This is a genomic window from Hydrogenovibrio sp. JE_KL2 (genome assembly GCF_009296185.1).
Classification (GTDB): Bacteria; Pseudomonadota; Gammaproteobacteria; order Thiomicrospirales; family Thiomicrospiraceae; genus Hydrogenovibrio.
This window is the reverse complement of the sequence record NZ_WBJR01000001.1, coordinates 677,946-704,343: the sequence shown is the minus strand read 5'-3', so window position 1 is coordinate 704,343 and position 26,398 is coordinate 677,946. Positions and strand designations below refer to the sequence as shown.

27 protein-coding genes are annotated in these 26,398 nt (G+C 40.7%); 23 read left to right on the top strand and 4 right to left on the bottom strand.

What is annotated here, in order from left to right; translation table 11 throughout:
• Position 1: 1 nt before the first annotated feature.
• The 9 genes from rseP to F8R13_RS03275 all read left to right on the top strand — a co-directional run bounded on the left by rseP (position 2) and on the right by F8R13_RS03275 (position 9,399).
• Positions 2-1,396, top strand: coding sequence for an RIP metalloprotease RseP (gene rseP / locus F8R13_RS03315; RefSeq protein WP_152831876.1), 1,395 nt, complete (start codon positions 2-4; stop codon positions 1,394-1,396).
• The gene (gene bamA / locus F8R13_RS03310; protein ID WP_152831875.1) at positions 1,389-3,677 is read left to right on the top strand and encodes an outer membrane protein assembly factor BamA; all 2,289 of its coding nucleotides are present in this window, start codon (positions 1,389-1,391) and stop codon (positions 3,675-3,677) included. The genes rseP and bamA overlap by 8 nt, the downstream gene beginning before the upstream one ends.
• Before the next feature lie 82 nt (positions 3,678-3,759).
• A complete protein-coding gene (locus F8R13_RS03305; protein ID WP_029909101.1) occupies positions 3,760-4,293 on the top strand; it encodes an OmpH family outer membrane protein in 534 nt (177 codons plus the stop codon).
• A gap of 11 nt (positions 4,294-4,304) precedes the next feature.
• Entirely contained in the window at positions 4,305-5,345 is a 1,041-nt protein-coding gene (lpxD, locus tag F8R13_RS03300; RefSeq protein ID WP_152831874.1) for a UDP-3-O-(3-hydroxymyristoyl)glucosamine N-acyltransferase, read from the top strand.
• 2 nt (positions 5,346-5,347) lie between these two features.
• A complete protein-coding gene (fabZ, locus tag F8R13_RS03295; protein WP_152831873.1) occupies positions 5,348-5,788 on the top strand; it encodes a 3-hydroxyacyl-ACP dehydratase FabZ in 441 nt (146 codons plus the stop codon).
• A gap of 22 nt (positions 5,789-5,810) precedes the next feature.
• Entirely contained in the window at positions 5,811-6,581 is a 771-nt protein-coding gene (gene lpxA, locus F8R13_RS03290; RefSeq protein WP_216642580.1) for an acyl-ACP--UDP-N-acetylglucosamine O-acyltransferase, read from the top strand.
• Positions 6,582-6,585: 4 nt separating this feature from the next.
• A complete protein-coding gene (lpxB, locus tag F8R13_RS03285) occupies positions 6,586-7,743 on the top strand; it encodes a lipid-A-disaccharide synthase (RefSeq protein WP_253806308.1) in 1,158 nt (385 codons plus the stop codon).
• Positions 7,744-7,752: 9 nt separating this feature from the next.
• A complete protein-coding gene (gene rnhB, locus F8R13_RS03280; RefSeq protein WP_152831871.1) occupies positions 7,753-8,355 on the top strand; it encodes a ribonuclease HII in 603 nt (200 codons plus the stop codon).
• Positions 8,356-8,427: 72 nt separating this feature from the next.
• The gene (locus F8R13_RS03275; RefSeq protein ID WP_152832102.1) at positions 8,428-9,399 is read left to right on the top strand and encodes a chemotaxis protein CheV; all 972 of its coding nucleotides are present in this window, start codon (positions 8,428-8,430) and stop codon (positions 9,397-9,399) included.
• Positions 9,400-9,487: 88 nt separating this feature from the next.
• Here F8R13_RS03275 and ykgO read toward each other — a convergent pair whose 3' ends face one another.
• On the bottom strand, positions 9,488-9,613 hold the full coding sequence (gene ykgO / locus F8R13_RS03270; RefSeq protein ID WP_011370693.1) for a type B 50S ribosomal protein L36: 126 nt from the start codon (positions 9,611-9,613) through the stop codon (positions 9,488-9,490).
• A gap of 219 nt (positions 9,614-9,832) precedes the next feature.
• Between ykgO and F8R13_RS03265 the strand changes: the two genes are divergently transcribed.
• The 3 genes from F8R13_RS03265 (at position 9,833) to F8R13_RS03255 (ending at position 13,440) form a co-directional block, all read left to right on the top strand.
• Positions 9,833-11,767, top strand: a complete 1,935-nt coding sequence (locus tag F8R13_RS03265; protein ID WP_152831870.1) for an ATP-dependent DNA helicase — start codon at positions 9,833-9,835, stop codon at positions 11,765-11,767.
• Positions 11,760-12,440 (top strand): tRNA (adenosine(37)-N6)-threonylcarbamoyltransferase complex dimerization subunit type 1 TsaB, encoded by a 681-nt coding sequence (gene tsaB, locus F8R13_RS03260; RefSeq protein WP_152831869.1) that lies wholly within the window; start codon positions 11,760-11,762, stop codon positions 12,438-12,440. The genes F8R13_RS03265 and tsaB overlap by 8 nt, the downstream gene beginning before the upstream one ends.
• 157 nt (positions 12,441-12,597) lie before the next feature.
• Positions 12,598-13,440, top strand: a complete 843-nt coding sequence (locus F8R13_RS03255; protein WP_152831868.1) for a hypothetical protein — start codon at positions 12,598-12,600, stop codon at positions 13,438-13,440.
• A gap of 68 nt (positions 13,441-13,508) precedes the next feature.
• On the opposite strand, the gene F8R13_RS03250 is transcribed toward F8R13_RS03255, so the two are convergent.
• Positions 13,509-13,799 carry a hypothetical protein gene (locus F8R13_RS03250; protein WP_152831867.1) on the bottom strand — a complete coding sequence of 97 codons (291 nt, stop codon included), beginning with the start codon at positions 13,797-13,799 and terminating at the stop codon, positions 13,509-13,511.
• 133 nt (positions 13,800-13,932) lie between these two features.
• Between F8R13_RS03250 and ycaO the strand changes: the two genes are divergently transcribed.
• The 7 genes from ycaO to F8R13_RS03215 all read left to right on the top strand — a co-directional run bounded on the left by ycaO (position 13,933) and on the right by F8R13_RS03215 (position 22,328).
• The gene (ycaO, locus tag F8R13_RS03245; protein WP_152831866.1) at positions 13,933-15,660 is read left to right on the top strand and encodes a 30S ribosomal protein S12 methylthiotransferase accessory factor YcaO; all 1,728 of its coding nucleotides are present in this window, start codon (positions 13,933-13,935) and stop codon (positions 15,658-15,660) included.
• 92 nt (positions 15,661-15,752) lie between these two features.
• Positions 15,753-16,709: an acetyl-CoA carboxylase carboxyltransferase subunit alpha gene (locus tag F8R13_RS03240; protein WP_152831865.1), complete on the top strand. Its 957-nt coding sequence runs from the start codon at positions 15,753-15,755 to the stop codon at positions 16,707-16,709.
• A gap of 14 nt (positions 16,710-16,723) precedes the next feature.
• Positions 16,724-17,986, top strand: a complete 1,263-nt coding sequence (gene tilS, locus F8R13_RS03235) for a tRNA lysidine(34) synthetase TilS (RefSeq protein WP_152831864.1) — start codon at positions 16,724-16,726, stop codon at positions 17,984-17,986.
• 132 nt (positions 17,987-18,118) lie between these two features.
• Positions 18,119-19,756 carry a CTP synthase gene (locus tag F8R13_RS03230; protein WP_152831863.1) on the top strand — a complete coding sequence of 546 codons (1,638 nt, stop codon included), beginning with the start codon at positions 18,119-18,121 and terminating at the stop codon, positions 19,754-19,756.
• Positions 19,753-20,589 (top strand): 3-deoxy-8-phosphooctulonate synthase, encoded by an 837-nt coding sequence (gene kdsA, locus F8R13_RS03225; protein WP_152831862.1) that lies wholly within the window; start codon positions 19,753-19,755, stop codon positions 20,587-20,589. Before F8R13_RS03230 ends, kdsA begins: the two co-directional genes overlap by 4 nt.
• Before the next feature lie 85 nt (positions 20,590-20,674).
• Positions 20,675-21,955, top strand: a complete 1,281-nt coding sequence (gene eno / locus F8R13_RS03220) for a phosphopyruvate hydratase (RefSeq protein ID WP_152831861.1) — start codon at positions 20,675-20,677, stop codon at positions 21,953-21,955.
• A 19-nt stretch (positions 21,956-21,974) separates the two neighbouring features.
• Complete coding sequence (locus tag F8R13_RS03215) at positions 21,975-22,328, top strand: septum formation initiator family protein (RefSeq protein WP_152831860.1); 354 nt, start codon at positions 21,975-21,977, stop codon at positions 22,326-22,328.
• Positions 22,329-22,348: 20 nt separating this feature from the next.
• On the opposite strand, the gene F8R13_RS03210 is transcribed toward F8R13_RS03215, so the two are convergent.
• The gene (locus F8R13_RS03210; RefSeq protein WP_152831859.1) at positions 22,349-22,903 is read right to left on the bottom strand and encodes a Smr/MutS family protein; all 555 of its coding nucleotides are present in this window, start codon (positions 22,901-22,903) and stop codon (positions 22,349-22,351) included.
• 158 nt (positions 22,904-23,061) lie between these two features.
• On the opposite strand from F8R13_RS03210, the gene surE reads away from it, so the two are divergent.
• The 4 genes from surE to F8R13_RS03190 all read left to right on the top strand — a co-directional run bounded on the left by surE (position 23,062) and on the right by F8R13_RS03190 (position 25,912).
• A complete protein-coding gene (gene surE, locus F8R13_RS03205) occupies positions 23,062-23,805 on the top strand; it encodes a 5'/3'-nucleotidase SurE (protein ID WP_152831858.1) in 744 nt (247 codons plus the stop codon).
• Between the two features lie 96 nt (positions 23,806-23,901).
• The gene (locus tag F8R13_RS03200; RefSeq protein ID WP_253806307.1) at positions 23,902-24,543 is read left to right on the top strand and encodes a protein-L-isoaspartate(D-aspartate) O-methyltransferase; all 642 of its coding nucleotides are present in this window, start codon (positions 23,902-23,904) and stop codon (positions 24,541-24,543) included.
• Between the two features lie 5 nt (positions 24,544-24,548).
• Positions 24,549-25,133: a YqaA family protein gene (locus F8R13_RS03195; RefSeq protein ID WP_152831856.1), complete on the top strand. Its 585-nt coding sequence runs from the start codon at positions 24,549-24,551 to the stop codon at positions 25,131-25,133.
• Positions 25,134-25,171: 38 nt separating this feature from the next.
• Entirely contained in the window at positions 25,172-25,912 is a 741-nt protein-coding gene (locus tag F8R13_RS03190) for a M23 family metallopeptidase (RefSeq protein ID WP_253806339.1), read from the top strand.
• 10 nt (positions 25,913-25,922) lie between these two features.
• Here the strand turns inward: F8R13_RS03190 and F8R13_RS03185 are convergent, their stop codons facing one another.
• A complete protein-coding gene (locus tag F8R13_RS03185; protein WP_152831854.1) occupies positions 25,923-26,291 on the bottom strand; it encodes an Mth938-like domain-containing protein in 369 nt (122 codons plus the stop codon).
• Positions 26,292-26,398: the final 107 nt, after the last annotated feature.

Here is a 26,398-nt window from a genome sequence, read left to right as displayed (position 1 = left end):
AATGACATTTCTTTGGTCTGCACTTGGGTTTGTTATTGCTATGGGATTACTCGTTGCAATACACGAGTGGGGTCATTTTATTGTTGCTAAACTTTTTAATGTTAAAGTCCTGACTTTTTCTATTGGCTTTGGGAAGCCACTGTTAAAGAAACGTATTGGAGAGACTCAATATCAACTTGCAATGTTTCCACTTGGTGGGTACGTTAAGTTTCTTGACGAACGGAATAGTGATGCAGTCTCTTCTGATGAAGATATGACCAGAGCATTTAATCGTCAAACAGTATTCAAACGGTTTGCAATTGTATTAGCAGGACCTTTGATTAATTTGGTTTTCGCCTGGCTTGTCTTTTCGTGGTTGTATTTCTGGGGGGTACCTGGAATGAAGCCTATTTTTGAAAAGGTTGTTCCGAACTCAGCATTGTCATCTTCTTTTCAAAGTGTTTCGAGCAATCTATGGCAAATTGAAGCAATAGATCAGAAGGCTACGAAAACTTGGAGAGCAGTGCATCAACAGTTACTGCTGGAAAGGCTTTCTGGTAAAGACAGTGTTGCAGTAACATTAAGAAGATTTTCGGAAGACACCCAAACTCTGCCAATTCAAAAAAATATTCTGCTGTCAATAAATGCGTTGGATTTAAATAACCCTAAACAGGATTGGTTAGCTCAACTTGGTTTTGTACCGTTTTCCCCAAGTCTTCCTCCTGTTATTGGAGAAGTGGTGCCTAATTCGCCAGCTTTTTCGGCAGGTTTCTTACCAGGAGATCGGCTAGAGGAGTTTAATGGAAGGAAGTTGTCAAATTGGTCTGAGTTTGCGACAGAAGTTCGTGCTAACCCAGGAAAAGAGATTGGTGTTGTTTTTTTAAGAAATGGAAATCACCATTTTATTAGTTTGAGGCTAGGTGAACAGGTCGTTGAAGGTAAATCTAAGGGAGTTTTTGGAGCAAAACTTCATATAGATGAGACGCTGTTCTCTCCATATCAAACGATGGTTTCATTTCCGTTTTTTGATGCCGTTCAAGAAGGTTTTACGCATTCCGCCAATCTAATAGAAATGACGTTAGATATGATTCAAAAGATGTTCAACAGAGAAGTTTCTCCTCGCAATTTGTCCGGCCCAATCTCAATAGCAGATTACTCTGGTAAAGCCTTAGAAAATGGTTGGGTAAGCTTTTTGAGCTTATTAGGGTTGTTAAGTTTAAGTCTGGGAATATTGAACTTATTGCCCATCCCTATGTTAGATGGCGGGCACTTAGTGCTGTATTCAATAGAAGCCATAAAAGGTGTGCCTATCAGTGATGGTGCAGAGCTTTTTGTGCAGAAACTGGGTTTTATGATAATTGTCAGCTTGACTATTTTTGCTTTAATAAATGATTTGGTTCGTATTTCAAATGATTAAACGTGTTTTTCTTATACTTGGGTTAATGGCTTCGTGTTTACTGGGCCCCGTTGCATATGCAGCAGATTTCAAAATACAAAAAATTGAGGTTGAAGGGAACCATAGAATTAGCTTTGAAACCGTCAGAAGCTACTTACCGGTTGATGTCGGAGACACGTTGACTACAAAACTCACAAGAGAGAGCTTAAAGCAATTATATGCGACAAAGTTTTTTCAGGACATTGCTCTTTACCAGCTTCCCAATGGGGTGCTGAAGGTGGTTGTGAAAGAAAGGCCTTCAATTTCAGATATTACGTTTGAAGGCAATGAGTTAATAAAAACCGATGACTTGAAGCAGGCGCTTGACGGTCTTGGTGTAAAGAAAGGCCGTATTTTTAACAAGAATCAACTTGTAAAAATTATTGTTGATTTGCGTCGTCAGTATCAAAATCAGGGCTATTATGCGGCTGACGTCAAGATTGATGTAGAAAAACTACCTAGAAATCGCGTTTCATTGAAAGTTAAGGTTGAAGAAGGGCAGCCGGCCAATATTGGTCGAATTACTCTAGTGGGAAATAAAACCTACAGTGATAATAAACTTAAAGGCACAATGATGCTTTCTGAGTCTGTGCTCATTGGTAATAATGATAAATATTCAAAGCCAAAGCTTCAATCTGATGAAGAATCCCTCAGGTCTTATTATATGGACCGGGGTTTTGCCGAGTTTAAGCTTGAATCCACTCAGGTGAGTTTGTCACTAGATAAAACTCAGGTGTTTATCACTATCAATATGAAAGAAGGTCCTCAATATACAGTTTCTAATGTGAAGTTTTCTGGAGAAACTATTCTTCGTAAAGAGGAGCTTAACAAATTACTGAAAATTCACCCCGGAGAACTATTTTCTCGTAGTCATATCGTTGCAACCGTGAATGCTTTGAGAGATAGGTTGAGTGAAGAAGGGTATGCATTTGCTAATGTTAAACCTATAACTGTTCTGGATAAAAACAATCGATTGGTTAGTATTGACTTCAGAGTTGAGCCTAAAGATAGAGTTTATGTTCGAAGAATTGTTATTAAGGGCAATACTCGAACACGAGATTATGTCATACGCCGCGAACTTCGTCAGTTTGAAAGTGCGCCTTACTCTTTAAAAGGTGTTAGACGTTCTAATACTCGACTGAATAGATTGGGGTATTTTAAGAAGGTCAATATTGATACCAAGCGTATCTCTAGGGATCAAGTTGATTTGGTTGTAAATGTCGAGGAACAATCAACGGGCTCATTCAATGCGGGGGTTGGATATTCGCAAGTGGATGGCGTGAATTTTACTATTGGCGTTACCGAGCGTAATGTCATTGGTAGTGGTTATAAAGCCAATATTAATAGTACTTATAGTAGTTCAACCAAATCCCTAGATTTGGGTGTTACTAACCCATACTTTACTCCTGATGGCGTGTCATTGGGTGGTGGGGTTTATGCTAGTGAAATAGATGCTGCAGAGCTAGGGGTGTCCGACTATACAACGAATAACTATGGAGTTCGTGTAAATATAGGATATCCGACTAGTGAATTTAGTAACTTGAGTTATGGGCTGAAGTTTGATGATCAAAAGCTTGTGTGTATCGACACTTTCAATGTATGTAAAGATTACACTACGACCTATGGGAGTCATTTTAATTCAGTGCGTTATTCAATGGGTTGGAGTTATGACTCAAAGAACTCTTTTTATTTTCCGACTGATGGGCAGTCAACAGGCGTGACAGGTGAAGTCACTATTCCAACCAGTTCTGAAGTTTCATTCTATAAATTGTACTTAGATGAAAGTGTTTATTTTCCTATGTCAGATAATTTTACCTTTAAGGTTAAAGGCAATGCTGCGTATGGTGATGGCTTAGGTAGTTATAAAGGGTTGCCATTTTATGAAAACTTCTATGCCGGAGGTATGGGATCCGTTAGGGGGTATGAACCAAACTCTTTAGGTCCCGTTTATGATTTGGCAACTCAAGGATCAGATAGTCCAGCTGGGGGGAATGTAAAATTGATTACAAGTGCGGAGTTAATTTTCCCGATGCCATTTATAGAAGACTCAAGTAATATCAGAATGAGTGTATTCTTGGATGCTGGTAATGTTTTCAATGGTTTTGATACTGTAAAAATAAAAGATTTTCGGGCTTCGACAGGGATATCAATGGCTTGGATTACCCCGGTAGGACCATTGGCATTTAGTTTGGCAAAAGCGCTTAACGATAAACCTGGAGACAAAACACAAGTGTTCCAGTTTAACCTTGGCGTCCCGCTTTAATTTGCTGCCTATAAAGCTAGGTATGCACAAAAAAAATCGTTTACAATTAATCCGTTTGATTTTAAATAAATAAGGAATTGGTATGCGTCGTTTACTTGTGGTTCTAACAAGCATTATGCTGTTTTCCCTTTCAGCCAATGTTCAGGCCAAGGATATGAAGCTTGGTGTCGTAAATGTCGGATTGCTATTAGAAAAGGCACCTCAAGCTCAAAGTGCGAGCAAAAGCCTAGAAAAAGAGTTTGGGCCTCAGCAAGCTGAGTTAACTCAGCTTGCAAAAAAACTGGAAGCAAAGCAAAAAGATTATCAAAAAAACAAACTAATTCTTTCCGATGCTCAGAAAAGTGCGTCAGAGCGAGAAATTAGTCTAATGACTAGAGATATTCAAAGAAAAAGGAATGATATCCAAGAGCTTGTGAATATCCGTAGAAATGAAGAACTGGCTAAACTCCAGAAAATCGTCAATCAAGGCATTAAAGCAATAGGTAAGAAAGAGGGATTTGACCTGATTTTATATGAAGGCATTGCTTATACCAATAATAGTCTAGATGTCACGCAAAAAGTTTTGGATTATTTGAGAGAAGAGGATAAACAGCAACGAGCAGGTTTTAATAAATAAAGGGAATTGGTTTGAAACTTTCTGAAATCGTTGAATGGTTATCTGAATGTGACATTAGCTCCTATGTGATAGGGGATGAAACACAACAAATAGTTCAAGTTGCTGGTTTGACAGATGCTCAGGATGGAGAAATTAGCTTTTTTTCTGATAAGCGTCGATGCAATGAGCTCAAATCTACAAAGGCTTCTGCTGTTTTGATTACCAAGGAGATGGCTGATCAAACGAATGCAAATAAAATAGTGGTAGATGTTCCTTATGTCGCTTATGCCTACATTGCGCAAAAATTGAATCCCTCAAAAATTCATCCTGGAATCCACCCAGAGAGTTTTGTCGCTTCTAGTGCCATTATTCCAAGCAGTTGCCAAGTTGACCCCGGTGCTTATATAGCAGAAGGCGTTCAAATGGGAGAAAACTGTGTTGTCAACTATGGTTCTGTGATTGAAGAAGGAACTGTTTTAGGTGATAACTGCCGGATTTATCCTAATGTAACCATTATGGATAATTGTGTACTGGGAAACTCTGTAACTGTTGAGTCGGGAACGGTTATTGGAGGACAAGGTTTTGGCTTTGCAAACCAAAAAGGGAAGTGGATTAGAATTCCACAGCTAGGGCGCGTCATAATAGGCAGTAATTGCTGGATCGGTAATAATTGCACTATTGATCGTGGTGCACTAGAAGATACGGTTATTGGCGATAATTGCATATTAGATAGCTTAATTCATATTGCTCATAATGTAGAAATGGGAGCTGGTTGCGCTGCAGCTGCTCAGGTAGGAATTGCAGGCAGTACAAAAATTGGAAACTATTGTGTGTTTGCTGGACAAGTCGGTGTAAATGGACATATTGAAATTGCAGACAAGGCAATGTTTAACGCAAAATCAGGTGTTACACATTCAATAAAAGCACCAGGTAGCTATTCTGGATTTCCTGCTGTAGAAACTGGAAGTTGGCAAAAAACGACAGTAAGACTGAAAAATCTGGAAAAAATGAGTAAACAGATTAAGCAGTTAGAAAAAGAATTGGAAAGTATAAAAAAACAATTGGAAGATTAACCATGTTATTAGACGTTAAAGAAATTTTTGAGTATTTACCTCACCGCTATCCGTTTTTACTTGTTGATCGCGTTACCGAGTTTGAAGCGGGTAGTTATTTAAAAGGGTATAAGAACGTCACTTATAATGAACCGCAATTTACAGGGCATTTTCCTGATAATCCTATTATGCCTGGCGTTATGATTATTGAAGCTATGGCGCAGTGTACTGGAATTCTTGCATTTAAAACGCAAGAAGTTAAGCCTGATGGTACATCTATGTATTATTTAGCTGCTGTTGATAATTGTCGCTTTAGAAAGCCAGCAATTCCTGGTGATAAATTAGAATTTGAAGTAAAAACTGTCAATAATAAAAAAGGCATTTGGAAGTTTGAATGTAAAACTTTTGTTGAAGGAAAGATTATCGCATCATGCGATATGTTGTGTGCGGAACGTAAAGTTTAATGACCTTTAAGGAATGAGAGTTTTGATTCATCCGACAGCAATAATTGACGATAGCGTAATTTTGGATGAAGGCGTCTCAGTTGGCGCCTATGCAGTCATTCAAGGAAGTGTTACGATTGGAAAGAACACTATTGTTGAACCCCATGTGGTTATTTCAGGTCCGACAACAATTGGAGAAGGGAACCACTTTTTCCAGTTTTGTTCAATCGGTGCCGCGCCGCAGGACAAAAAGTACACCAATGAACCGACAAAATTAACCATTGGTAATAACAATACCTTTAGAGAAAATGTGACTGTCAATCGTGGTACCGTACAAGATAGAGGCGAGACTACTATTGGTGATAATAATTGGGTTATGGCTGGTGTGCACATTGCTCATGATTGTATTGTCGGAAATAACACTATTATGGCTAATGCTTCGGCATTAGCTGGGCATGTTACGGTAAGTGATTGGGCTATTTTAGGTGGATATACTTTGGTTCATCAGTTTTGCCATATTGGTGAGCACAGTTTCTGTGGAATGGGAAGTGTCATCAATCAAGATGTCCCGAACTTTGTTACCGTTTCCGGAAACCTTGCAGGACCCAGAGGCCTTAATGTAGAAGGTCTGAAGCGCCGAGGTTTTACCCGCGAGCAGATTAACTTGGTAAAAAAAGCCTATCGAGCTTTGTATCGAACCGGCTACCGCCTAGAAGAAGCGATTAAAGAAATCGAATGTATCAACGATGAGAAAGATACGCTTTCATCTCTAATTAAATTTTTAAAAAACTCCTCTCGTGGAATCGTCAGATAATATTATGACTGAAGTCGAAAAGCCTGTTTTTGCAATGATTGCAGGCGAAGCTTCGGGAGATTTATTGGCGGCAGAGTTAATAAAATCCCTTAAGCTCCGTTATTCCGATGCCAAGTTTGTTGGTATCGGTGGCCCAAAAATGATTGCCGAAGGCTTTGAAAGCCTTTATCCCATGGAAAAACTGTCAGTCATGGGGGTTTCTGAGGTCATTAAACACCTGCCTGAGTTGCTTAAAATCCGTAAAGATATTATTCGAACTTTTTTGGAATTAAAGCCAAATGTGTTTATTGGTATTGATGCGCCAGACTTTAATTTTAAAGTTGAAGAGACTTTAAAGAAATCAGGAATAACCTCTATACACTATGTTGGACCTTCCGTTTGGGCATGGCGAGAAAAGCGCTTAAATAAAATTAAGCACCAAGTAGATGGTGTGCTGGTTTTATTCCCTTTTGAAACGCCTTATTATGACAAGTATGATATTCCCGTAAAGTTTGTAGGGCATCCCTTAGCGAATCAGATCCCTGAAGCATCTGATATGCAAGAGTCTAGAAATACTCTTCGATTGCCCTTTGACGCGAATATAACTGGGCTTATGCCTGGCTCAAGAATGTCTGAAATCAATATGATGGCGGAAGTCTATGTTAAGGCTGCGGTGATCCTTTCGAAAATTTATCCGGATATGATATTTATTGTTCCTTGTGTGCATGACAAGGCAAAACAACGCATACAAGAAGCTGTCGACAAGTATGGTAAGAAATTGAATATTCACCTATTTGACCGTCAGTCAGATGAAGTTATTACCGCCTCAAATCAACTTATTGTTACATCCGGTACGGCGACATTAGAAGTTGCCCTACACAAGAAACCATTGGTTTTGGCAATCAAGTTACATCAAATCTCTTATTGGATAATGAAATTTTTGGCAACAACCCAATGGATAGGATTGCCGAACATTTTGGCTCAAAAATCAGTTGTTCCCGAATTAATACAACAAGAGGCAACGCCTGAGAAAATAGCTCATGCACTGGGAGCTTTAATCTCTACACCAGAGTTGAGGCAGCAGCAAATTGAAGCTTTTGAGCAACAGTATAAACAACTCAAACAAAATGCTTCTGAACTGGCAGCAGATGCGATTGAGTCTTGGGCAGGCTTAAAAAGGTAAGGTGCGTTGATGGATGTGAATTATCAGCTGGACTTACCTGTTGAGCGCTTGGTGGGAGTTGATGAAGTTGGAAGAGGCCCTCTCGTTGGAAATGTGGTTGCAGCTGCAGTTATTCTGCCGGCAGATTGTAAATTGCGATTGGTTGACTCCAAAAAACTAAGTGAGCAAAAGCTTCGACAGCTATCTAAAGAAATCAAGTCCATCGCTGTCGATTATGTGATTGCCTCGGCCTCACCCGCAGAAATTGACGAGTTAAATATTCTTCACGCCACGATGTTGGCAATGAAAAGAGCAGTTGAAGGATTAAAGTCCGATTTTGATAAAGTCTTGGTTGACGGAAATAGGTGCCCGAAAATCCACTATGCATGTGAAGCAGTGGTAAAAGGAGATGCTAAAGTTCCCTCGATCAGTGCTGCTTCGATATTGGCCAAAGTTGCACGCGATGAAGAGATGATTGAATTGGATAAAATTTATCCTCAATATGGCTATGCCAAGCATAAAGGTTACCCGACGAAAATGCATTTGGAAGCAATTGAAATGCATGGATTGATTGATGGATATCGGCAAAGTTTTAAGCCAATAAAATCCCTTTTGGAGAACGGAAGCATTTGATATTGCTTGCGCCTTACGTAATTTTTGTTAATCTAATATTTGGTTTGAATACGATTTCCAAAGGTGGAAGACATGAGTACAACACTAGAACAAGTTGAAAAAACAGCTCAGCTTAGTAAAAACAACCAGCTTAGTCTGATGATTTTCCAGGTTCAATTTCCAAGAGAAGGGTATGAACCACCTTATTATGGGATGAATGTATTTAAGGTTAGAGAAGTCCTTGAAGGTCGCGCCTTTGAAGTTTCTGAAATGCCTGAGGCCAATCCGTTGATAGAAGGAATGGTTGAATTACGTGGTGTCTATCTTCCCGTCATTGATTTGCCGAAATGGATGGGATTTGATATGACGGAGGAAGAGAAAGAAAAGTCCATCATCATCGTATCAGACTTTAGCCATAATTTTGTTGGGTTGAGAGTTGCCCATATTCACGGTGTTGAAGAAAAGAATTGGTCAGATATCAAGCCCGCATCTAACTACAATATCAATGTGAATACTAATCAAGTCATCAATCACACCTATCTCGAAAACAGTGAAAAGCTTTGCTTCATTCTAGATATTGAGAAGCTATTGATTGAAGCCATGCCGACTATGGCGGAGAAAATATTTTCTTCAGCGAAATCGGTTGGTAATGAAAGTTATGATTTTTGTGACCAAGTTAAAGAGAGAACTATTCTCTTTGCTGAAGACAGCAAGGCAATACAAAAATATATGGGCATGGTGTTTGAGCAGCTAGGGTTGAAATATCAAGCGTTTGATAATGGCAGGTTGTTACTGAACCACTTGGATAGTCTTGAAGATACAAGCAGCGTTTCAATGGTCTTTACCGATTTGGAAATGCCCGTTGCTTCAGGACATACTGTGATCAAAGAAATCCGTCAAAATAAAAAGACAAGTGCGCTACCGATTATAGTTCATACCTCGATGACCAGTGAAAACAATAGCCGTGAAGTGCTTTCGATGGGCGCTGACTTTTTTGTGGGGAAGGTCGATACTACATTAATTGTCGAGACCATTAAAAAGGTAGAAGAAAAGTATTTTGCATAAAATCTGCCAGGTTGGGGTTGTCGTCCTAAATAGCAGATATAAAAAAAGGCACTGATCAGGTGCCTTTTTTATTCGTCATGCTTTTAAATTAGCGTTGACGTGCTTTGAAACGTGGGTTTGTTTTGTTGATAACATAAACCTTTCCACGACGTCTAACGACTTGGCAGTCTTTATGACGTGTTTTTGCTGATTTTAATGATGATAAAATTTTCATAACTAGATATCCAATTTTTAAGTTTAGTGTCTTCTTCAAGACTTTCAAATTTGAAAGTGGGAATTTTACCGATTTTCAACGAAATGTCTAGTTTTAGCGTAGGTTTTTTATTAGAATTCGGCAAAAATAATGATTTTCGTTTCGTTAGGAAGTCATTATCTCACCTACGATCTGTAAAAACAGAACTCTAAACATCTTCATGGAAGGCTAGACTAAATTTTGTCTTTAATCACAGAAACTCAAGATCTGCTAACAAACGACTCAAAGCTTAAGCGATTGATTACCGATTTTGAAGTGCGGTCTTCTCAGCTAGAAATGTCCCTAGAGGTCGCGAAGTCCATTGAAGAAAAAAGTGTTTTATTGGCAGAAGCGGGAACCGGAACGGGGAAAACCTTTGCCTATCTCATTCCCGCGCTGCTTTCAGGGAAAAAAGTCATTATTTCGACTGCAACAAAGAACCTGCAAGAGCAGTTGCTATCAAAGGACATACCCTTAATTAAACAACTTTGTGGCTTTAAGGGCTCCGTTAAGCTTTTGAAAGGTCGAGAAAACTATCTTTGCCCGCAACGGCTTGAGATTGCCGAAACAACAGAACAAAATACACGTTCTGTCTGGCAGAAACTATCTCTAATTCATGACTGGATGGAGAAAACGCATGCTGGTGATAAAGCAGAATTAAACACCCTTGATGAAAACGATCCCATTTGGCACAAGGTGTGTGCCAGATTAGAATTTTGTCAGGCTAATGGTTGTCACGCCGACTCTGATTGCTTTTACCCGAAGGTGAAGCAGGATGCTGTAGAGTCAGATGTTTTGATAGTCAATCACCATCTGTTTTGTGCAGACTTGGCGTTAAGAGAAAACGGGTTTGGAGAGCTACTGCCTGAAGCAGATGTGTATATTTTTGATGAGGCACACCAGTTACCAGACATTGCCGCACAATTCCTCGGGTTTACCTTATCCAGAGGTCAGTTTGATGAACTAGCTCGTGATATGCGAAATGCCGTTGTCCAAGAGGCAAAAGAAGCGGCAGATATGTTGGATGCCGCCAAGCAGTTAGAGCTATCGGTACAACAGTTTAATGAAGTACTCGGTAAATGGGAAAAACGTTGGAACTGGGAAGCCTTTTCGGCGCACCCTAAATCAATTGAGAGCTTGGATGCAATTCTGAATTGTCTCAAAAAGATAGAAGATGGACTTAAGCCTTTTTTGGATAGAGGAAAGTCAATTGCCGCAGTTCAAAAGCGCGCACAGGATATGGCGGACCAATTGAGGCGTTGGCTAACTTCAAGTACACAAAACGAAGTACGTTGGGTTGATTCTTCTCAAGCGCGTTTTAGATTGAACTTTACGCCGATGAGCGTGTCTGAACCCTTTAGCAAGCAAAGAGATATTTTAGGTGGCGCTTGGATTTTTACATCGGCAACCTTAAGTGTAAATGGGCAGTTCGATTACTTCTCAAGGCGCTTGGGGCTTGAAGAAGGGCGTGCATTGCAATGGGACAGTCCGTTTGACTATTTAAAACAAGGCTTGATTTATCATCCTGTCGGGTTACCTGATCCAAAATCGCCTGACTATATCAAGATATGCTTAAGGGCTATATGGCCGTTGCTGCAGGCCAGTGAAGGAAATGCGTTTCTTTTATTTACCAGTCATCGCGCCTTGATGGAAGCCAATTCAATTTTGAAAGATCATTGGGATGGTAGCTTGTTTGTACAAGGTGACGCACCAAAGCACGATTTATTGCTTCAATTTCGTAAGTCCTCGAGATCAATCTTACTGGGAACAAGCAGCTTTTGGGAGGGGGTTGATGTAAAAGGGGATGACCTTAAATTGGTGATGATTGATAGAATTCCTTTCATTCCGCCTGATGATCCTGTGGTTCAAGCAAGAGAAACGGCCCTTAAGCAGCAAGGCTTGAATGCTTTTTATGCATTTCAAATTCCAGAAGCCATTATTGCCCTTAAGCAAGGCACGGGCAGGCTTATACGCTCCACGGAAGATAAAGGGGTTTTGGTGTTATGTGACCCCAGAATTATGACAAAGCCTTACGGAAAGGCGATAATAAACAGTTTGCCAAGGTTCAGGTGGGTGTATGAGCCCACCGAGGCGAAGCAACTGCTAAAAGGTATGTCGGAAAGAGAAAATGACTAAAGCAATAGAACCAAAAATACTTGCAATTGATACATCAACCCAAGCCTGTTCGGTCAGTTTGGAATATGACAGCACATCATATACTGAGTTTGCGATGACACCACAAACGCATGCCAATCACGTTTTACAGATGGTTGATAGTGTGCTTGAACGAGCTGGAGTTGAAGGCAATGATTTGGATTGCTTGGCGCTCAGTGAGGGGCCAGGAGCATTTACTGGAATCCGTATTGCTGCTGGGGTGGTTCAGGGGCTGGCCTTTGGGTGGAACAAGCCTGTAATTTCCATTTCAACATTGGAAGCCGTTGCATGGCCTATGTTGAGCAATCACTCAAATAGCAAGGTTGCGGCGTGCTTGGATGCCAGAATGAGAGAGTTGTACTTGCAAATTTGCTATTTGCAAGACGGGAAAATGACTTCAGAACCCGCACAATTGTTATCTGAAGCAGATGCATTGGTCAAAATTCAATCTGAGAATGTTTTGTTAGGTACAGGGGATATCACAACTGAGTTTTCTGAGCTTGTAGCAAAGTTCGATCAATGGGAAGAAAGGTTGCCAAGTGCTGAAGCAGTAGTGGACATAGCCAAGCAAAGAGTTCCATCTGCGAAAAGTGTTTTGGATAGTGTGCCTTTACCTGTTTATCTAAGAAATAATGTGGCTGAGAAGCCTAAATGATATTGGCTAACAAATAAGATATTGCAGAGTTTATCCACACTTTCTAGCGATTACTTAAATTATAATGCCTTCATATATTGTGCCTTGGAGCTTAATTTACCTAGCAGGTATTGTTGGTAAGGCTTTGATTTTAATTAGAAATTAAAGAAGAAAAATTATGAAAAAAATTCTAATGTTTAGTTTGCTGTCGGTAATGCTGACTGCGGTCTCTTCTGCTTACGCACAGCAGTTCAAAGTGAATGATACTATTTTGATCGCCTTCCCTGCGAATAACATCAAAGATGATGCTTATATTGTTGGTGTTGTGAGAAAGATCAGACCTAATGGTGACTATCAAATCGCTGTTCAAGATTTTGTAGAAGGACATGATTATGGTATTTCATGTCAGCCAATTGCTGTCAACAGCGAAGGTCAAGATACTGGGCAGTCTGGTTGGCAAATTTGGGGTAAAGACCATACCAAACTTCGTACTCAAGGCTTGGATTATATCGTGCCAGCCAAAAGAGCCATGCCATTGCGTATAGGGCAGTTAAACTTTATTGATCGCTATAATGTGTATGTGCTTTATTCTCGATGGAAGTCCAATGCACCGGTGCTATCGATCGACCGCATCAAAACAGCTGAAAACGACGCCAAAATGGCGGGTATTTCTCCTATGATTCCTGCATTGGAAATTGCAATTCTTGACAGACAAAGCTATTACGATAAAGTCACAGGGATTCCATATCAACCAGAAGAATCAATTCCACATTTAGTTAAGTTGTTTGATTATATTCAGACTCAGCTTAAGCAAGACCCTGAGTTGAACAAACTATGGCGCGCAAAAAAACGTGATTGGAAGAAGATCAATGAATCCATGAAAACCTACTTTTTAGTGGATGCGATTGATCAGGCTGTTTCAAATGCAGAGGGCTGTTTGTCGGAAGATACTGAAAAAGCCGACCCTAAAGAGTTGAAGAAACTGAAGTCTCAGTTAAAGGCTTTAGGCATCAAAATATAAACAGGTTTTTTGCCTTGAATAAAAAATGCAGCGTTCGCTGCATTTTTTATTTGTGAATGGGCAAATATTTAGTTCGGTAGCTTGTAATAGGTTTTGTTGAGGTAGTCGACAACTTCGCTGACTTCATCATCAAACCAGCCGACATTCAAATTGTGGTTGCAAAAGTCAACTGCACGCTTCAAGTCTTTTATAGACTGAATGTTCATTCGGATGGTTTTGTCCGTGTTATAGCCTAATCTGGCATGGCACCTCATGCAATTCGCATCATCATGAAGTTTTTTTCCTGGCATAATGCTGTCATCAGATTGAGCAGAAAAGCTAAAACAACAGGTAAGTATGATCAAAGAATGTTTCCACATAGCGCACCTCGCGGGATAAAATTCATCCTTAATTTCCTATCAGTTTACTCGGTTTTCCTATATCATCAATTGCTTTTTTTTATTTTTATAATAAATAAGTCTTATATTATCAAACGGTTATGAGAGAAAGGTCATGGTTGAACAAACGTATATAAAAGGCAAAGATGCCTGTCTTGAAGATTCGATTTTGAAAATGCATCGATTATTGGATGAGGCTGGTTTTGAAATTGAAGAAGCCTCATGGTTAAACCCTGTGCCAAACGTGTATTCGCTGCATATTCGTGATAAAAACTGCCCGGCACTTTTTACGAACGGGAAAGGCGCAAGTCGAAAAGCTTGCTTGGCAAGTGCATTGGGTGAGTTTTTCGAACGTTTGGAGACCAATTATTTTTTCTCAGATTTTTTCCTCGGTGGACAAGCTGATAGGGCTCATGAGTGGCTCTACTTTCCAAATGAAAAAGCGATTGAGCTTAAAAGGTTTAAAGATGTTTTGACGCCAAGTCTTTGGCAATTCTATGACCCATACGGGGAGATGGCCGCGACAGATTTTCTCAGCCTGAATGATGATGTCAACACTATCCGTTGCTTACCTATGAGACAGGTATCGACAGGAGATACTGTATATTTCCCGATGAACTTATTTAGCAACCTATACGCTAGCAATGGTTTGTGTGCAGGTAATACGCATGTTGAAGCTCAAGTACAAGGGCTTTCGGAAGTGTTTGAACGCTGGGTGAAAAGAAAAATTTTGGTGGATAACTTATGTATCCCTGAGGTTCCTGAACATGTTGTCCTAAAGTACCCTCAGGTTGTCGAGGCAAGAAAAAAACTGGTTGAGCAGGGAGTAGAGGTTTCCATTAGAGATGCTTCTCTTGGCGGGAAGTATCCGGTTATGAACGTTACACTCTTTGATCAAAGTTCGGGGCAATGTTTTGCGTCATTTGGCGCGCATCCCATTTTTGAAGTCGCACTTGAACGCACCTTAACTGAATCTCTACAGGGACGAAGTCTTTCCAACCTTGATGGTTTTCAAACGCCAATATTTGACGAACAATTGGTTGCAGATGATGAAAATATCGAAAATCACTTTATTGATTCGAGCGGATTGATACACGCTAAATTCATTTCAGATCAATACGACTATGAGTTCTGCGAGTGGGACTTTAGTGGCACGACGCAGGAACAGTTCGACTTTCTGGTTAAAGCAATACACGAAGAAGGTAGTGATGTTTATGTGACAGAATATGAACATTTTGGGGTGCCTGCAAGCAGAATTGTGGTGCCCGGCATGTCTGAAGTTTTTCCGCTTCAAGAATTGGTGGACAATAATCAAAATAGAGGACGGGCGTTACGAGAAGTGCTTAACAGTCTTGCCGAAAACCTTTCAATGCAGCAGTTTGAAAAAACGTTAGATGCTTTGAGTGAACTTGGTTTTTCAGATCATCAAGGTGTGGCAAATCTCATTGGCTTGTTGCCAGACGGTGATAGTTATTGGAAAAAGTTTAAGATTGTTGAGCTTGAAATGTGGTGTCTGCTGGCAGTAAAAGACTATGAGCAGGCACACGAAAGACTGCAAGACTGTTTTTATTTCGTTGATGATGAAGGCATGAAGATGCTATACAAGGCACTTTCATTTGCTTTGGAAATTGTGTTTAGTGATGAAATGGAATTCTATAGTTTTGACATGCAGAAAAAACTTTTTGGCACTGAGCTTGTCGATAGGGTGTGGCGCTATATAGAAGGTGAAGCTTACTTGGCTGATCTGCCCATTGGCAATAAGGCGTTTGAATTAAGTAAAAGCCATCAGGCCCTTCTAAATGTCTACCATAGAATCCAGGAATTTAAGCAAAAAGCGTTTTAAAACAGCTTTCAGAGATAAATTACGTTAATTTCAAAATGTTTGTTAAAATACGCCAATTCTATTTGAACTAAAAATGACACCTTGGAAAAAGAATGAAGTTAGATTTTTTGGATTTTGAACAACCTATTGCAGAGCTTGAAGCCAAAATTGATGAGTTGCGCCATCTAGATGGTAAAGATATGAATTTGATTCATGAAGTAACCGCGCTAGAAGAGAAGAGTAGAAGTCTGACGGAATCTATTTTTAGTAAACTTTCTGATGTACAGGTTGCTCAAGTTGCTAGGCATCCGCAACGTCCTTTCTTGTTAGATTACATTAAAGAAATTTTTTCGGACTTCACCGAATTGCATGGAGATAGAGCTTTTGCCGATGATCCAGCAATTGTCGGTGGTTTAGCGCGTATTGATGGTCGTGCTGTTATGGTTATCGGTCAAGAAAAAGGTAGAGATACCAAAGAGAAAATTTATCGAAATTTTGGTATGCCTAGACCAGAAGGTTATCGCAAAGCCCTTCGATTGATGAAAATGGCTGAGCGTTTCGGATTGCCGATCTTAACCTTTATTGATACTCCTGGCGCCTACCCTGGAATTAATGCTGAAGAACGTGGTCAGTCAGAAGCGATTGCCCGTAATCTGATTGAAATGTCTGAATTGAAAGTGCCGGTTATCTGTACTGTCATCGGAGAAGGTGGATCAGGCGGTGCATTGGCAATCGGTGTTGGCGACGTCACTATGATGATGGAATACAGCACTTATTCAGTGATTTCCCCAGAAGGCTGTGCCTCCATTTTATGGAAAGATGCTGGCAACGCTGCTGATGCCGCTACAGCATTGGGAATTACCTCTAGGCGATTGAAAGAGTTGGGTTTGATTGATGTGATCATTCCTGAACCACTGGGAGGTGCTCACAGAAACCCTCAACAAGCTGCATTAACACTGAAGCAGGCTTTAATTGACCAGTTAGATTTAATGGAAAACAGAGCCATTGATCAGCTTGTCGACAGCCGTTACCAGCGTTACATGAAATACGGTAACTTTGAACTGGCGTAATAAGCGGTTTAACCATGTTTTCTAACTCCGTTGAAAGGGCAATTGACCATTTTTTAGCGGAGTTACCTTCTCAACAAAAGATTGTTGTCGCATTTAGTGGTGGTAAAGACTCCATCGCACTTCTTCATTGTTTAGCTCAAAAAGCCGAAAAGCATCGCTTGACAGCTATATACATTAATCATCAACTTCAACCAAAATCAGACTCTTGGGGAAGCTTTTGTAGTGGTTTTTGCCAGGAAAATGGCATTACTTTTGAAGAATTGAAAGTCAAAATTGAAGCTAAGCATCGTAAAGGTGTTGAAGCGGTTGCCAGAGAAAGACGCTACGAAGTTTTGTTTGGTCAGGTGTTAAAACAGGCGGATGCTGTCTTGGTAACGGCGCACCATGTACAAGATCAAACGGAAACAGTATTGTTGAATGTTGTTCGTGGCACAGGATTGTTCGGTTTGCGTGCGATGAGCTACCTTAAAGTCTGGCATGTCGAAAAAGAAGCGATTGCGCATTATCGCCCGCTACTGAGGGTAGAGTTGCAAGCAATTAAAGACTACTTGCTAGAAAATAATTTATCTTGGATAGAAGATCCAAGTAACCAAGAAAATCAATTTAGCCGAAATTATATTCGGAATCAACTGCTACCCAATATCTACAACAAATGGCCAAAATTTAATGAAGCAATTGCAAGGTTGTCAGGTAATGCTTCTGAAGCTGTTGAATTGTTGCATGAAATTGGTGAACAAGACCTCTCAAGAGTTGAAAGCTCTAGTTTTAGTCTAGATTTGTCAAGGATGGCGGATGAAAGTTGGGCTAGACAAAAAAACCTGATTATTTATTGGATTCTGAAACAACAGCAGAAGATAGAGTTAAACCAAACTATTTATCTTTGGTTGAAAGAGGTTTTATGTTTAAACAATCCCAATGCGCATCCTAAAAGAATGTTGTCAAACCATTCTGAGATTCGAGTGGAAGGTAAAAAGATTTATTTTCTGGTAAATTTCAAAGAATCTTACAGGTTGGGGTATATTCCTGAAAGCTTTGAGTTTTTACACTTTGATGAAAAAAGCATGCTTAATCATCAAATTGCAGAGCGTTGGTTGGAAAGCCCTGTGGTTTTTAGATCAATCGAACTGGATGATTTTGAAAAAACTCCAGGGCTAAAGAAGTGGCTGAATAATAACCAGATTGTTTACTGGAACCGACATCGTTGGCCTGTTATTGAGATAGAAGGTGAGATTGCCGCTGTCTTGGGGTATTCTACGAATGAAAAGTTTAAGAGATGAAGCTTCAAATAACTGACCAAAATCTGCTGAATAGTTTGCTGTGTATAGCGACTTACGCTATAATTAGCTTCCATTCTAGCGGGCAAGTTCCTCTTGTCTCAAAACTCAGTTTTTAACGTCAAAAGTGATTTCATGACTAAATTTATCTTTGTTACCGGCGGTGTGGTTTCTTCTTTAGGAAAAGGTATTGCCGCAGCTTCTTTGGGTTCTCTTCTTGAGGCGAGAGGTTTGCGAGTCAGTATGCTGAAAATGGACCCGTATATCAATGTGGACCCAGGGACGATGAGTCCTTTCCAACATGGAGAAGTATTTGTTACCGATGATGGTGCAGAGACCGATTTGGACTTGGGTCATTACGAGCGTTTTGTACAGCGTAACTTTACCAAAAGAAACAGTTTTTCCACGGGACAGGTTTACGAAAAAGTCATTCGTAAAGAAAGGCGTGGTGACTATTTGGGCGGCACGGTTCAAGTTATTCCTCATATTACGGATGAAATTAAAAGTCGTATTCTGAAAGCAGCAGAAGGCTCTGATGTGGCACTGGTTGAAGTTGGTGGAACAGTGGGGGATATCGAATCCCTACCATTCTTAGAAGCGATTCGTCAGTTGGGTGTAGAAGTCGGGCGTGATAGAGCATTATTTATGCACTTAACCCTGCTGCCATACATCGCAGTTGCGGGTGAGGTTAAGACCAAGCCGACGCAGCACTCAGTAAAAGAATTGCGCTCAATCGGTATTCAACCTGATGTTTTGATTTGTCGTTCAGAAAGACCGTTAGAAGAATCGGAAAAACGAAAAATTGCACTTTTCACCAACGTTGAAGAGAAAGCTGTTATCAATTCTTTGGATGCTCGCACGATATATGAAGTGCCTAGAATGCTTCATGAGCAAGGTTTAGATGAAATCGTAGTGAATCGCTTTAGATTGGATGTTCCAGTAGCGAACTTGTCTGACTGGGATAAGGTTGTAGAAGCACAGCTTAACCCTGAAAAGTCGGTTGAGATTGCGATGGTCGGTAAATATGTCGATTTGACAGAAGCCTATAAATCACTGATAGAAGCCTTAACGCACGGTGGTATTCAGTTGAAGACCAAAGTCAATATCCACTACATTGACTCAGAAGAAATTGAACAGAAGGGTACATCGCTTATTGAAAATATGGATGCGATTTTGGTTCCAGGTGGTTTCGGCGAACGTGGTGTTGAAGGAAAAATTGCTTCTATCAAATATGCCCGTGAAAATAAAATTCCGTACTTAGGAATTTGTTTGGGGATGCAAATGGCTGTTGTTGAATACGCCAGAAACGTGGCAGGTTTGGCCAATGCACACAGTACTGAGTTGAATCCAAATACGCCGTATCCAGTTGTTGCGCTAATCACCGAATGGACGGATGAAGAAGGTAATACTGTTCAGCGAGATGAAACGGCTGATCTGGGTGGCACTATGCGTCTTGGCGGACAAAACTGTATTTTGTCAGACGATAGTAAGATACATGATATTTATGGGAAAACAGTTATTCGTGAGCGCCATCGTCACCGCTATGAAGTGAATGACGGCTATATTCCGCGCTTGGAAGGTGCAGGCTTGACAATTTCTGGCCGTTCGGAAGATGGAAATCTGGTCGAAACGATCGAAATTGCAGAGCATCCATGGTTCGTGGCGTGCCAGTTTCACCCTGAATTTACATCGACACCTCGCAACGGACACCCTTTGTTTAAAGCGTTCGTAGAAGCGGCTAACCAATATAAATCGAAAGAGAATAAATTATGAATCTATGTGGCTTTGAAGTAGGTATTGATAAACCTTTATTTTTAATCGCAGGCCCTTGTGTTATCGAGTCTGAACAGTTGGCAATTGATACTGCTGGTCAGCTTAAAGAGATGACAGATGCTTTAGGCATGCCTTTTATCTTTAAGTCGTCTTATGACAAAGCCAATCGTTCTTCGACAAAAAGCTTTAGAGGGCTTGGGATAGATGAGGGGCTTCGCATTCTTCAGAAGGTAAAAGATGAAGTTGGCGTACCTGTTTTAACTGATGTTCACGAAGATACTCCGCTTGAAGAAGTTGCATCTGTTGTTGACGTGATGCAAACACCAGCTTTTTTAGTAAGACAAACCAACTTTATCCAAAACGTGTGCCGCCAAGGACTACCGGTCAATATTAAGAAAGGACAGTTTCAGGCGCCTTGGGATATGGACCAAGTAGTTGCTAAAGCCAGAGAAGTCGGAAATGAGCAAATTATGGTTTGTGATCGCGGAACTTCTTTTGGTTACAACACTCTGATTTCGGATATGCGTGGTTTGGCTTCAATGAGAAGTACAGGTTGTCCTGTAGTGTTTGATGCTACGCATTCAGTCCAGCAGCCGGGTGGTCAAGGAACGACCTCTGGTGGTCAAAGAGAAATGGTGCCGGTATTGGCACGCGCAGCAATTGCCGCAGGGATTTCAGGTGTATTTATGGAAACACACCCTGATCCAGCGAATGCGTTGTCTGATGGGCCTAACATGTGGCCGCTTGGCAAATTAATGCCATTGCTAGAAACAATGAAGCGACTTGATGAAGTTGTTAAAACACAGGGCTTCATTGAAAACGAATTACTGTAAAACGCCAGTTGTCACTTGTGTGACATATTGGTTACGTAAAATGATTTGAATTTAAAAGTATTAACGAAAATAGGAAGAACGATTAATGTCATTGATTAAAGATATTAAAGCGCGTCAAGTGATTGACTCTCGTGGAAACCCAACTGTAGAAGCCGATGTTATTTTGGAAGATGGTTCTATGGGTAGAGGGATTTCACCTTCAGGAGCCTCTACAGGGTCTCGTGAAGCCATCGAGTTAAGAGATGGTGACAAGTCTAAGTTTGGTGGAAAAGGTGTTTTGAAAGCAGTTAATAATATCAACACTGAAATTAAGTCTGCTTTGATTGGTAAAGATGCGACGAACCAAGCTTTAATTGATAACACAATGATCGATCTTGACGGTACTGAAAACAAAGCGCGTTTAGGTGCAAATGCGATTTTGGCAGTGTCTATTGCAGTTGCTCAAGCTGCGGCTAAATCTAAAGGTCTTCCGCTTTATGCTTATTTGAAAACTGATGATTACAAAATGCCTGTTCCAATGATGAATATCATTAACGGTGGTGAGCATGCTGATAACTCAGTGGATTTCCAAGAATTTATGATCATGCCAGTCGGCGCACCAAGCATTACAGAAGCGATTCGTTACGGTGCAGAAGTATTCCACATGTTGAAAAAAGTATTGCATGACAAAGGCTACAACACTGCGGTAGGTGATGAAGGTGGTTTTGCTCCAGACTTGAAATCGAACGAAGAAGCGATTCAAGTTATTTTGGAAGCGATTGAAATGGCCGGTTATGTTGCTGGTAAAGATATCATGATCGCAATGGATGCTGCATCTTCAGAGTTATACAAAGACGGTAAATACTACTTGGCTTCAGAAGATAAGACACTTACCTCAGCTGAAATGGTTGACTTCTTGGGTGCATGGGTTGAGAAATACCCAATTATCTCTATCGAAGATGGATTGGATGAGTCTGACTGGGACGGTTTCAAGTTGCAAACTGAAAAGTATGGTGACCGTCTACAAATCGTTGGTGATGACTTGTTTGTAACCAATCCCAAAATCCTTAAAGAGGGGATTGAGAAAGGCGTTGGTAACTCAATCCTAATTAAGATTAACCAAATCGGTACTTTGACAGAAACTTTTGAAGCGATTCGCATGGCGAAAGAAGCTGGTTATACTGCTGTTGTGTCGCATCGCTCTGGTGAAACTGAAGATACGGTCATTGCCGATATCGCAGTAGCGACTGGTTCTGGTCAAATCAAGACAGGTTCTATGTCTCGTACGGATCGTATTGCGAAATACAACCAGTTGATTCGTATCGAAGAAGCGTTGGGTGACCAAGCGGTTTATCCTGGTAAAGACGCTTTCTACAACTTGAAGTAATCGAAAAGGAAATCGTTCTTTGAAAACGGTCTATGTTGTTCTTGGAACGGTTATTTTTTTGTTGCTGATTCGCTTATTGTCATCTGATGGTGGCATAAGCGATTACCTATCTCTTCAAAAAAAGCTGGGAACCTTAGAAGATAAAGTTCAACAGCTTGAATCTCGAAATGCAGACTTAAAAAAAGAAGTTTATGTCCTGCAATCACAGAAAAATTCAGTTGAAACCATTGCTAGACAAAAACTGGGAATGATTGGCAAAGATGAAGCCTTTGTTAAGGTAATAGAACTCCAGCCAGAAGCTAAGAATACAGCTGATGTCAGTCAAAAAAACAATCCAGAAAAAACTACATCTACAGCTGAAAAAGCTAAGTAAGTCTTTCTTGCGATATTGTCTTAAACTTTCTTGAGTTTTAGAAAAGCGTAGGTTGCGCCAGTTCCACCATCTTTTGGCTTTGCACTGCAGAACGCAATAATGTGTGGCCAATTTCTTAGGACTTGGTTGACAAGATTCTTTAAAACAGGCTGTTCTGTATTTGAGTGGTAACCTTTTCCATGAACAATTAACACGTGTTTTTGTTCATGCAACAACGCGTCACTAAGAAAATCGATAAGTTGTTTTTCAGCTTCAAGTTCAGTTAAGCCATGAAGATCAGTTGACCAGTTATATTGAAAGCTACCGTTTTTCAATGCTTTTAAGTCACTTTTGCTCAATGAGTAGCGTTGAAAAAACAGTGTTTCGTGCGCTGAAACTTTGTCTGCTGGCTCGTTATAGAGGTCTGTAGCGTTAAAGCGTGTACTCGAACGCATTGACTTTTTTGCGTTGACAGGGCGAGGCTTTACTTCCGCCGCAACCTTATTAGAAGACAGCTGCAAAGGGGTTACGTCACTCATTGCTTCCGCAAACAAACTTTTTTCATCACTATTCATTTCGTCATTGTTTCGAGTCATATTTTGAAGGCTTAGTTTTGAATCAGAACTTATGTGTATTTTAGCTTCACATTAAAATGAATGGTGTAGAATGTATTTCGTTTATTGCAGGTTACGCTTTCTAGTCTAAGCTGTGATCGGGTAATCTCTTTCAGTTTATTGTTTAAAATTATAAGTACATGAAAATCCTGCTTTCAAATGATGATGGCTATAACGCACCTGGTATACGTGCATTATACGAATGTTTAAATGCCACTGACTTTCATTCCGAGATGATGATTGTCGCTCCAGATCGTAATAGAAGTGCTGCCAGCAATTCTCTCACCCTTACAGAACCTTTACGCATGACCCAGCAGGAAGAACATATCTTCTGCGTTAATGGAACACCTACCGATTGTGTTCACCTTGCGGTTAATGGTGCGCTGGACTACCAGCCCGATATGGTTATTTCCGGTATTAATGCCGGAGCGAATATGGGCGATGATGTTCTATATTCAGGAACTGTTGCTGCGGCGACAGAGGGGCGCTTTTTAGGAAAACCTTCTATTGCCATTTCATTGTGTGGTGATCGTCACTTCGAAACAGCAAGTGAAGTTTTAAGATTGTTCTTGAAAGATTTCCATCACATGCCTCTGGATGCCGATACCATCTTGAACATTAACGTCCCAGATATTCCGGTAGAAGACCTTAAAGGGATAAAAATGACCAGGTTGGGTAAACGTCATTGCTCGGAGCGGGTCGTTAAGCACCAAGATCCAAGGGGGAATCATATTTTTTGGATTGGCCCTGCAGGCGAAGCTGAAGATGCCAGTGAAGGGACAGATTTTTATGCTGTCGAAAACGGTTATGCATCTGTGACGCCGTTGAAAATAGATTTAACGCATTATGACATGCTTAATAAACTTTCAGATTGGTTTAATTAAACGGCGATGAAACTCGACTTTTCAGAACTTTCTACCTTCACTCAACAACAAGTTATTTATCCTAATGAAGCTTTTCGAGACAACCAAGGTCTTGGGATGACTTCACAAAGAACCCGCAATCGTTTGGTGCAAAGACTGATCGATCATGGTGTTAATGATGCGGAGGTGCTAAATGCCATTCGAGTCACACCCAGACATCTTTTTTTGGATGAAGCGATGGCAACTCGGGCTTATGAGGATACAGCGCTTCCAATCGGTTATGGTCAAACCATTTCCCAACCCTGGGTTGTTGCCAAAATGACCTCTTGGCTTTTTCAAAATGGCCCGCTTTATAAGGTATTAGAGATCGGGACGGGTTCAGGGTATCAAACGGCAATTTTGTCACTCATGGCAAAACACGTTTACAGCGTCGAACGCATTGAACCTTTACTGAACCGTGCGCAGAATGTTCTAGCAAAACTAGAACTACACAATATAGATTTTACCTTGTCAGATGGACATTGGGGCTGGCCTAAGCACAAACCTTTTGATGGTATTATTTCAGCGGCATCACCTGCTAAAGTTCCTGAAGAGCTTATTGAACAACTCTGTGAAAATGGTCGTTTGATTATGCCGATAGGGGAAGAAAAACAGTACTTATACGGCTTCATCAAGACATCGACCGGTGTCAAAGAAGAGTGTTTGGGCGAAGTGTTGTTTGTTCCAATGAAAACAGGTCTAGTGACGGAGTCAGAATAACCATTATGAGAATATTCACCAAACTATACGACAAGGCAATTAGTTGGTCTAAACACCCCAAAGCACCTTGGTACCTTGCTGGAATGAGTTTTGCCGAGTCTTCTTTTTTCCCGATTCCGCCGGATGTCATGCTCATGCCGATGGCACTGTCCCAACCTGAAAAAGCCTATCGTTTTGCTTTGATTACCACGCTAGGCTCGCTATTTGGCGGGATATTGGGTTACTTAATCGGCTATTTGATGCTGGATGCCGTGCTGCCCATTATCGAGTCGATGTATTACCTTGATAAATATCATCAGGTAGAAGGTTTTTTCAATCAGTATGGTTTTTGGGTGGTGTTTTTAGCTGGGTTTAGTCCTATTCCCTATAAACTTTTCACTATTGCTTCAGGTGCAATGCACTTGGCAATCCTGCCTTTTATCATCGCCTCTCTGGTCGGGCGAGGCGCGCGTTTTTATCTGGTCGCTTTTTTAATGAAAAAAGGTGGCGAGAAATATGAGGCTCAAATTCGACGTTCGGTTGATTATTTAGGCTATGGAACAATTGTGTTAGTATTAGGTTACTTGCTAATCAAACACCTGAATTCATGAGACGAAATAGCCTTCGCATCGTTAGAAATTTGCTTTTGATGCTTTCTTGCCTGTCACTCTATGCTTGCTCACCAGCCAAATACAGAGGTTGGAATGGCGGTGATCAATACTTTAATGACCAAGATAAAATGTTTGGTCAAGAAGATAGAATTTCACCTCGAAGTCAATCTGGATCAGGTTGTACCTCTCCTTATGTGGTTCGCTCAGGAGACACGCTGAGCACCATTGCCAACCGTTGTGGTGTAGACATGATGAAGTTGGCGGATGTCAATGGGTTACACCCACCTTATACCTTGTACATCAAACAAGAGTTGGTGTTGCCCCGCAAAGTTATCAAAGCCCCTTTGGTACACAACTTCTCTAAAAGCGAACATAAGGCACCCAAAATGGACGCAACATCCGGTTTTGGCTGGCCGTTGAGTAAGCCGTATAACTACCAATTTCTCAGTGATTCCGCAGGGAACAATGCTTTAGTGATTAAGGCGCCAGTTGGTGAAGCCGTTTATGCTGTAGAGCAGGGTGAAGTGGTTTATTCAGGTAGTGGCATTGAACACTACGGAAGGTTAATCATTCTTAAGCATGATGATGGGTATCTTACGATTTATGCACACAATGACAGTCTATTGGTGAAAGAAGGGCAAGAAGTAAAGAAGGGCGCTCTGATTGCAACAGTTGGGGCTACCGGAGATGTGCAAGAACCGCAGCTGTTTTTTGAGGCACGTTACCATGGACGAAAAGTCGATGCTAAACCGCTTTTCCATCAAAAATTCCTGCGCTGATGTTGCAAGGCTAAATAATCAGCGCTAGTACGACTTCTCGTTGCTCAGTAGTCAAAACATTGTAAGTTCTACAAGCAGCCGCGTTATCCATCACTTCAAGTCCAATGCCTCTCTGTGCACAATAGGCAAAATATTTCGGTGCAGGGAATTGTTGGTTTTCTCCGGTGCCAAGAATGATGATTTCCGGTTGTAGCAGAAATAGCTCATCCAGACGAGATTCGTTGAGGGCATCAAGTGTGGTGCAAGCCCAATTTTCGACCAGATTTTTTTGGTTCAGATAGCAACTGTGATTGATCCAATCATTATTTACTTTGACGCCCCCAACCTGGTAGTTTTTCACTGTTAAGATGTTGGAATCTCTGTGTTCGGTAAACTTCATAAAACAGCTCGTTGAAATCTCATGTTTAGTGCTTATTTTAGCCGTAATTATAGCGCAAATGCATTGACGGAATCGGGCATTTCTGTATATCATTAACAGCTTAAACT

Bases quoted from the DNA above. Each gene is read 5' to 3' on its own strand.
- fabZ (WP_152831873.1), top strand. From the start codon at position 5,348: ATGTTATTAGACGTTAAAGAAATTTTTGAGTATTTACCTCACCGCTAT.
- F8R13_RS03230 (WP_152831863.1), top strand. From the start codon at position 18,119: ATGACTAAATTTATCTTTGTTACCGGCGGTGTGGTTTCTTCTTTAGGA.
- F8R13_RS03190 (WP_253806339.1), top strand. From the start codon at position 25,172: ATGCTTTCTTGCCTGTCACTCTATGCTTGCTCACCAGCCAAATACAGA.
- F8R13_RS03200 (WP_253806307.1), top strand. From the start codon at position 23,902: ATGACTTCACAAAGAACCCGCAATCGTTTGGTGCAAAGACTGATCGAT.
- F8R13_RS03275 (WP_152832102.1), top strand. From the start codon at position 8,428: ATGAGTACAACACTAGAACAAGTTGAAAAAACAGCTCAGCTTAGTAAA.
- F8R13_RS03185 (WP_152831854.1), bottom strand. From the start codon at position 26,291: ATGAAGTTTACCGAACACAGAGATTCCAACATCTTAACAGTGAAAAAC.
- rseP (WP_152831876.1), top strand. From the start codon at position 2: ATGACATTTCTTTGGTCTGCACTTGGGTTTGTTATTGCTATGGGATTA.
- F8R13_RS03250 (WP_152831867.1), bottom strand. From the start codon at position 13,799: ATGTGGAAACATTCTTTGATCATACTTACCTGTTGTTTTAGCTTTTCT.
- surE (WP_152831858.1), top strand. From the start codon at position 23,062: ATGAAAATCCTGCTTTCAAATGATGATGGCTATAACGCACCTGGTATA.
- lpxB (WP_253806308.1), top strand. From the start codon at position 6,586: ATGACTGAAGTCGAAAAGCCTGTTTTTGCAATGATTGCAGGCGAAGCT.
- F8R13_RS03210 (WP_152831859.1), bottom strand. From the start codon at position 22,903: ATGACTCGAAACAATGACGAAATGAATAGTGATGAAAAAAGTTTGTTT.
- kdsA (WP_152831862.1), top strand. From the start codon at position 19,753: ATGAATCTATGTGGCTTTGAAGTAGGTATTGATAAACCTTTATTTTTA.
- eno (WP_152831861.1), top strand. From the start codon at position 20,675: ATGTCATTGATTAAAGATATTAAAGCGCGTCAAGTGATTGACTCTCGT.
- ykgO (WP_011370693.1), bottom strand. From the start codon at position 9,613: ATGAAAATTTTATCATCATTAAAATCAGCAAAAACACGTCATAAAGAC.
- F8R13_RS03255 (WP_152831868.1), top strand. From the start codon at position 12,598: ATGAAAAAAATTCTAATGTTTAGTTTGCTGTCGGTAATGCTGACTGCG.
- bamA (WP_152831875.1), top strand. From the start codon at position 1,389: ATGATTAAACGTGTTTTTCTTATACTTGGGTTAATGGCTTCGTGTTTA.
- tilS (WP_152831864.1), top strand. From the start codon at position 16,724: ATGTTTTCTAACTCCGTTGAAAGGGCAATTGACCATTTTTTAGCGGAG.
- ycaO (WP_152831866.1), top strand. From the start codon at position 13,933: ATGGTTGAACAAACGTATATAAAAGGCAAAGATGCCTGTCTTGAAGAT.
- F8R13_RS03195 (WP_152831856.1), top strand. From the start codon at position 24,549: ATGAGAATATTCACCAAACTATACGACAAGGCAATTAGTTGGTCTAAA.
- tsaB (WP_152831869.1), top strand. From the start codon at position 11,760: ATGACTAAAGCAATAGAACCAAAAATACTTGCAATTGATACATCAACC.
- rnhB (WP_152831871.1), top strand. From the start codon at position 7,753: ATGGATGTGAATTATCAGCTGGACTTACCTGTTGAGCGCTTGGTGGGA.
- F8R13_RS03240 (WP_152831865.1), top strand. From the start codon at position 15,753: ATGAAGTTAGATTTTTTGGATTTTGAACAACCTATTGCAGAGCTTGAA.
- F8R13_RS03305 (WP_029909101.1), top strand. From the start codon at position 3,760: ATGCGTCGTTTACTTGTGGTTCTAACAAGCATTATGCTGTTTTCCCTT.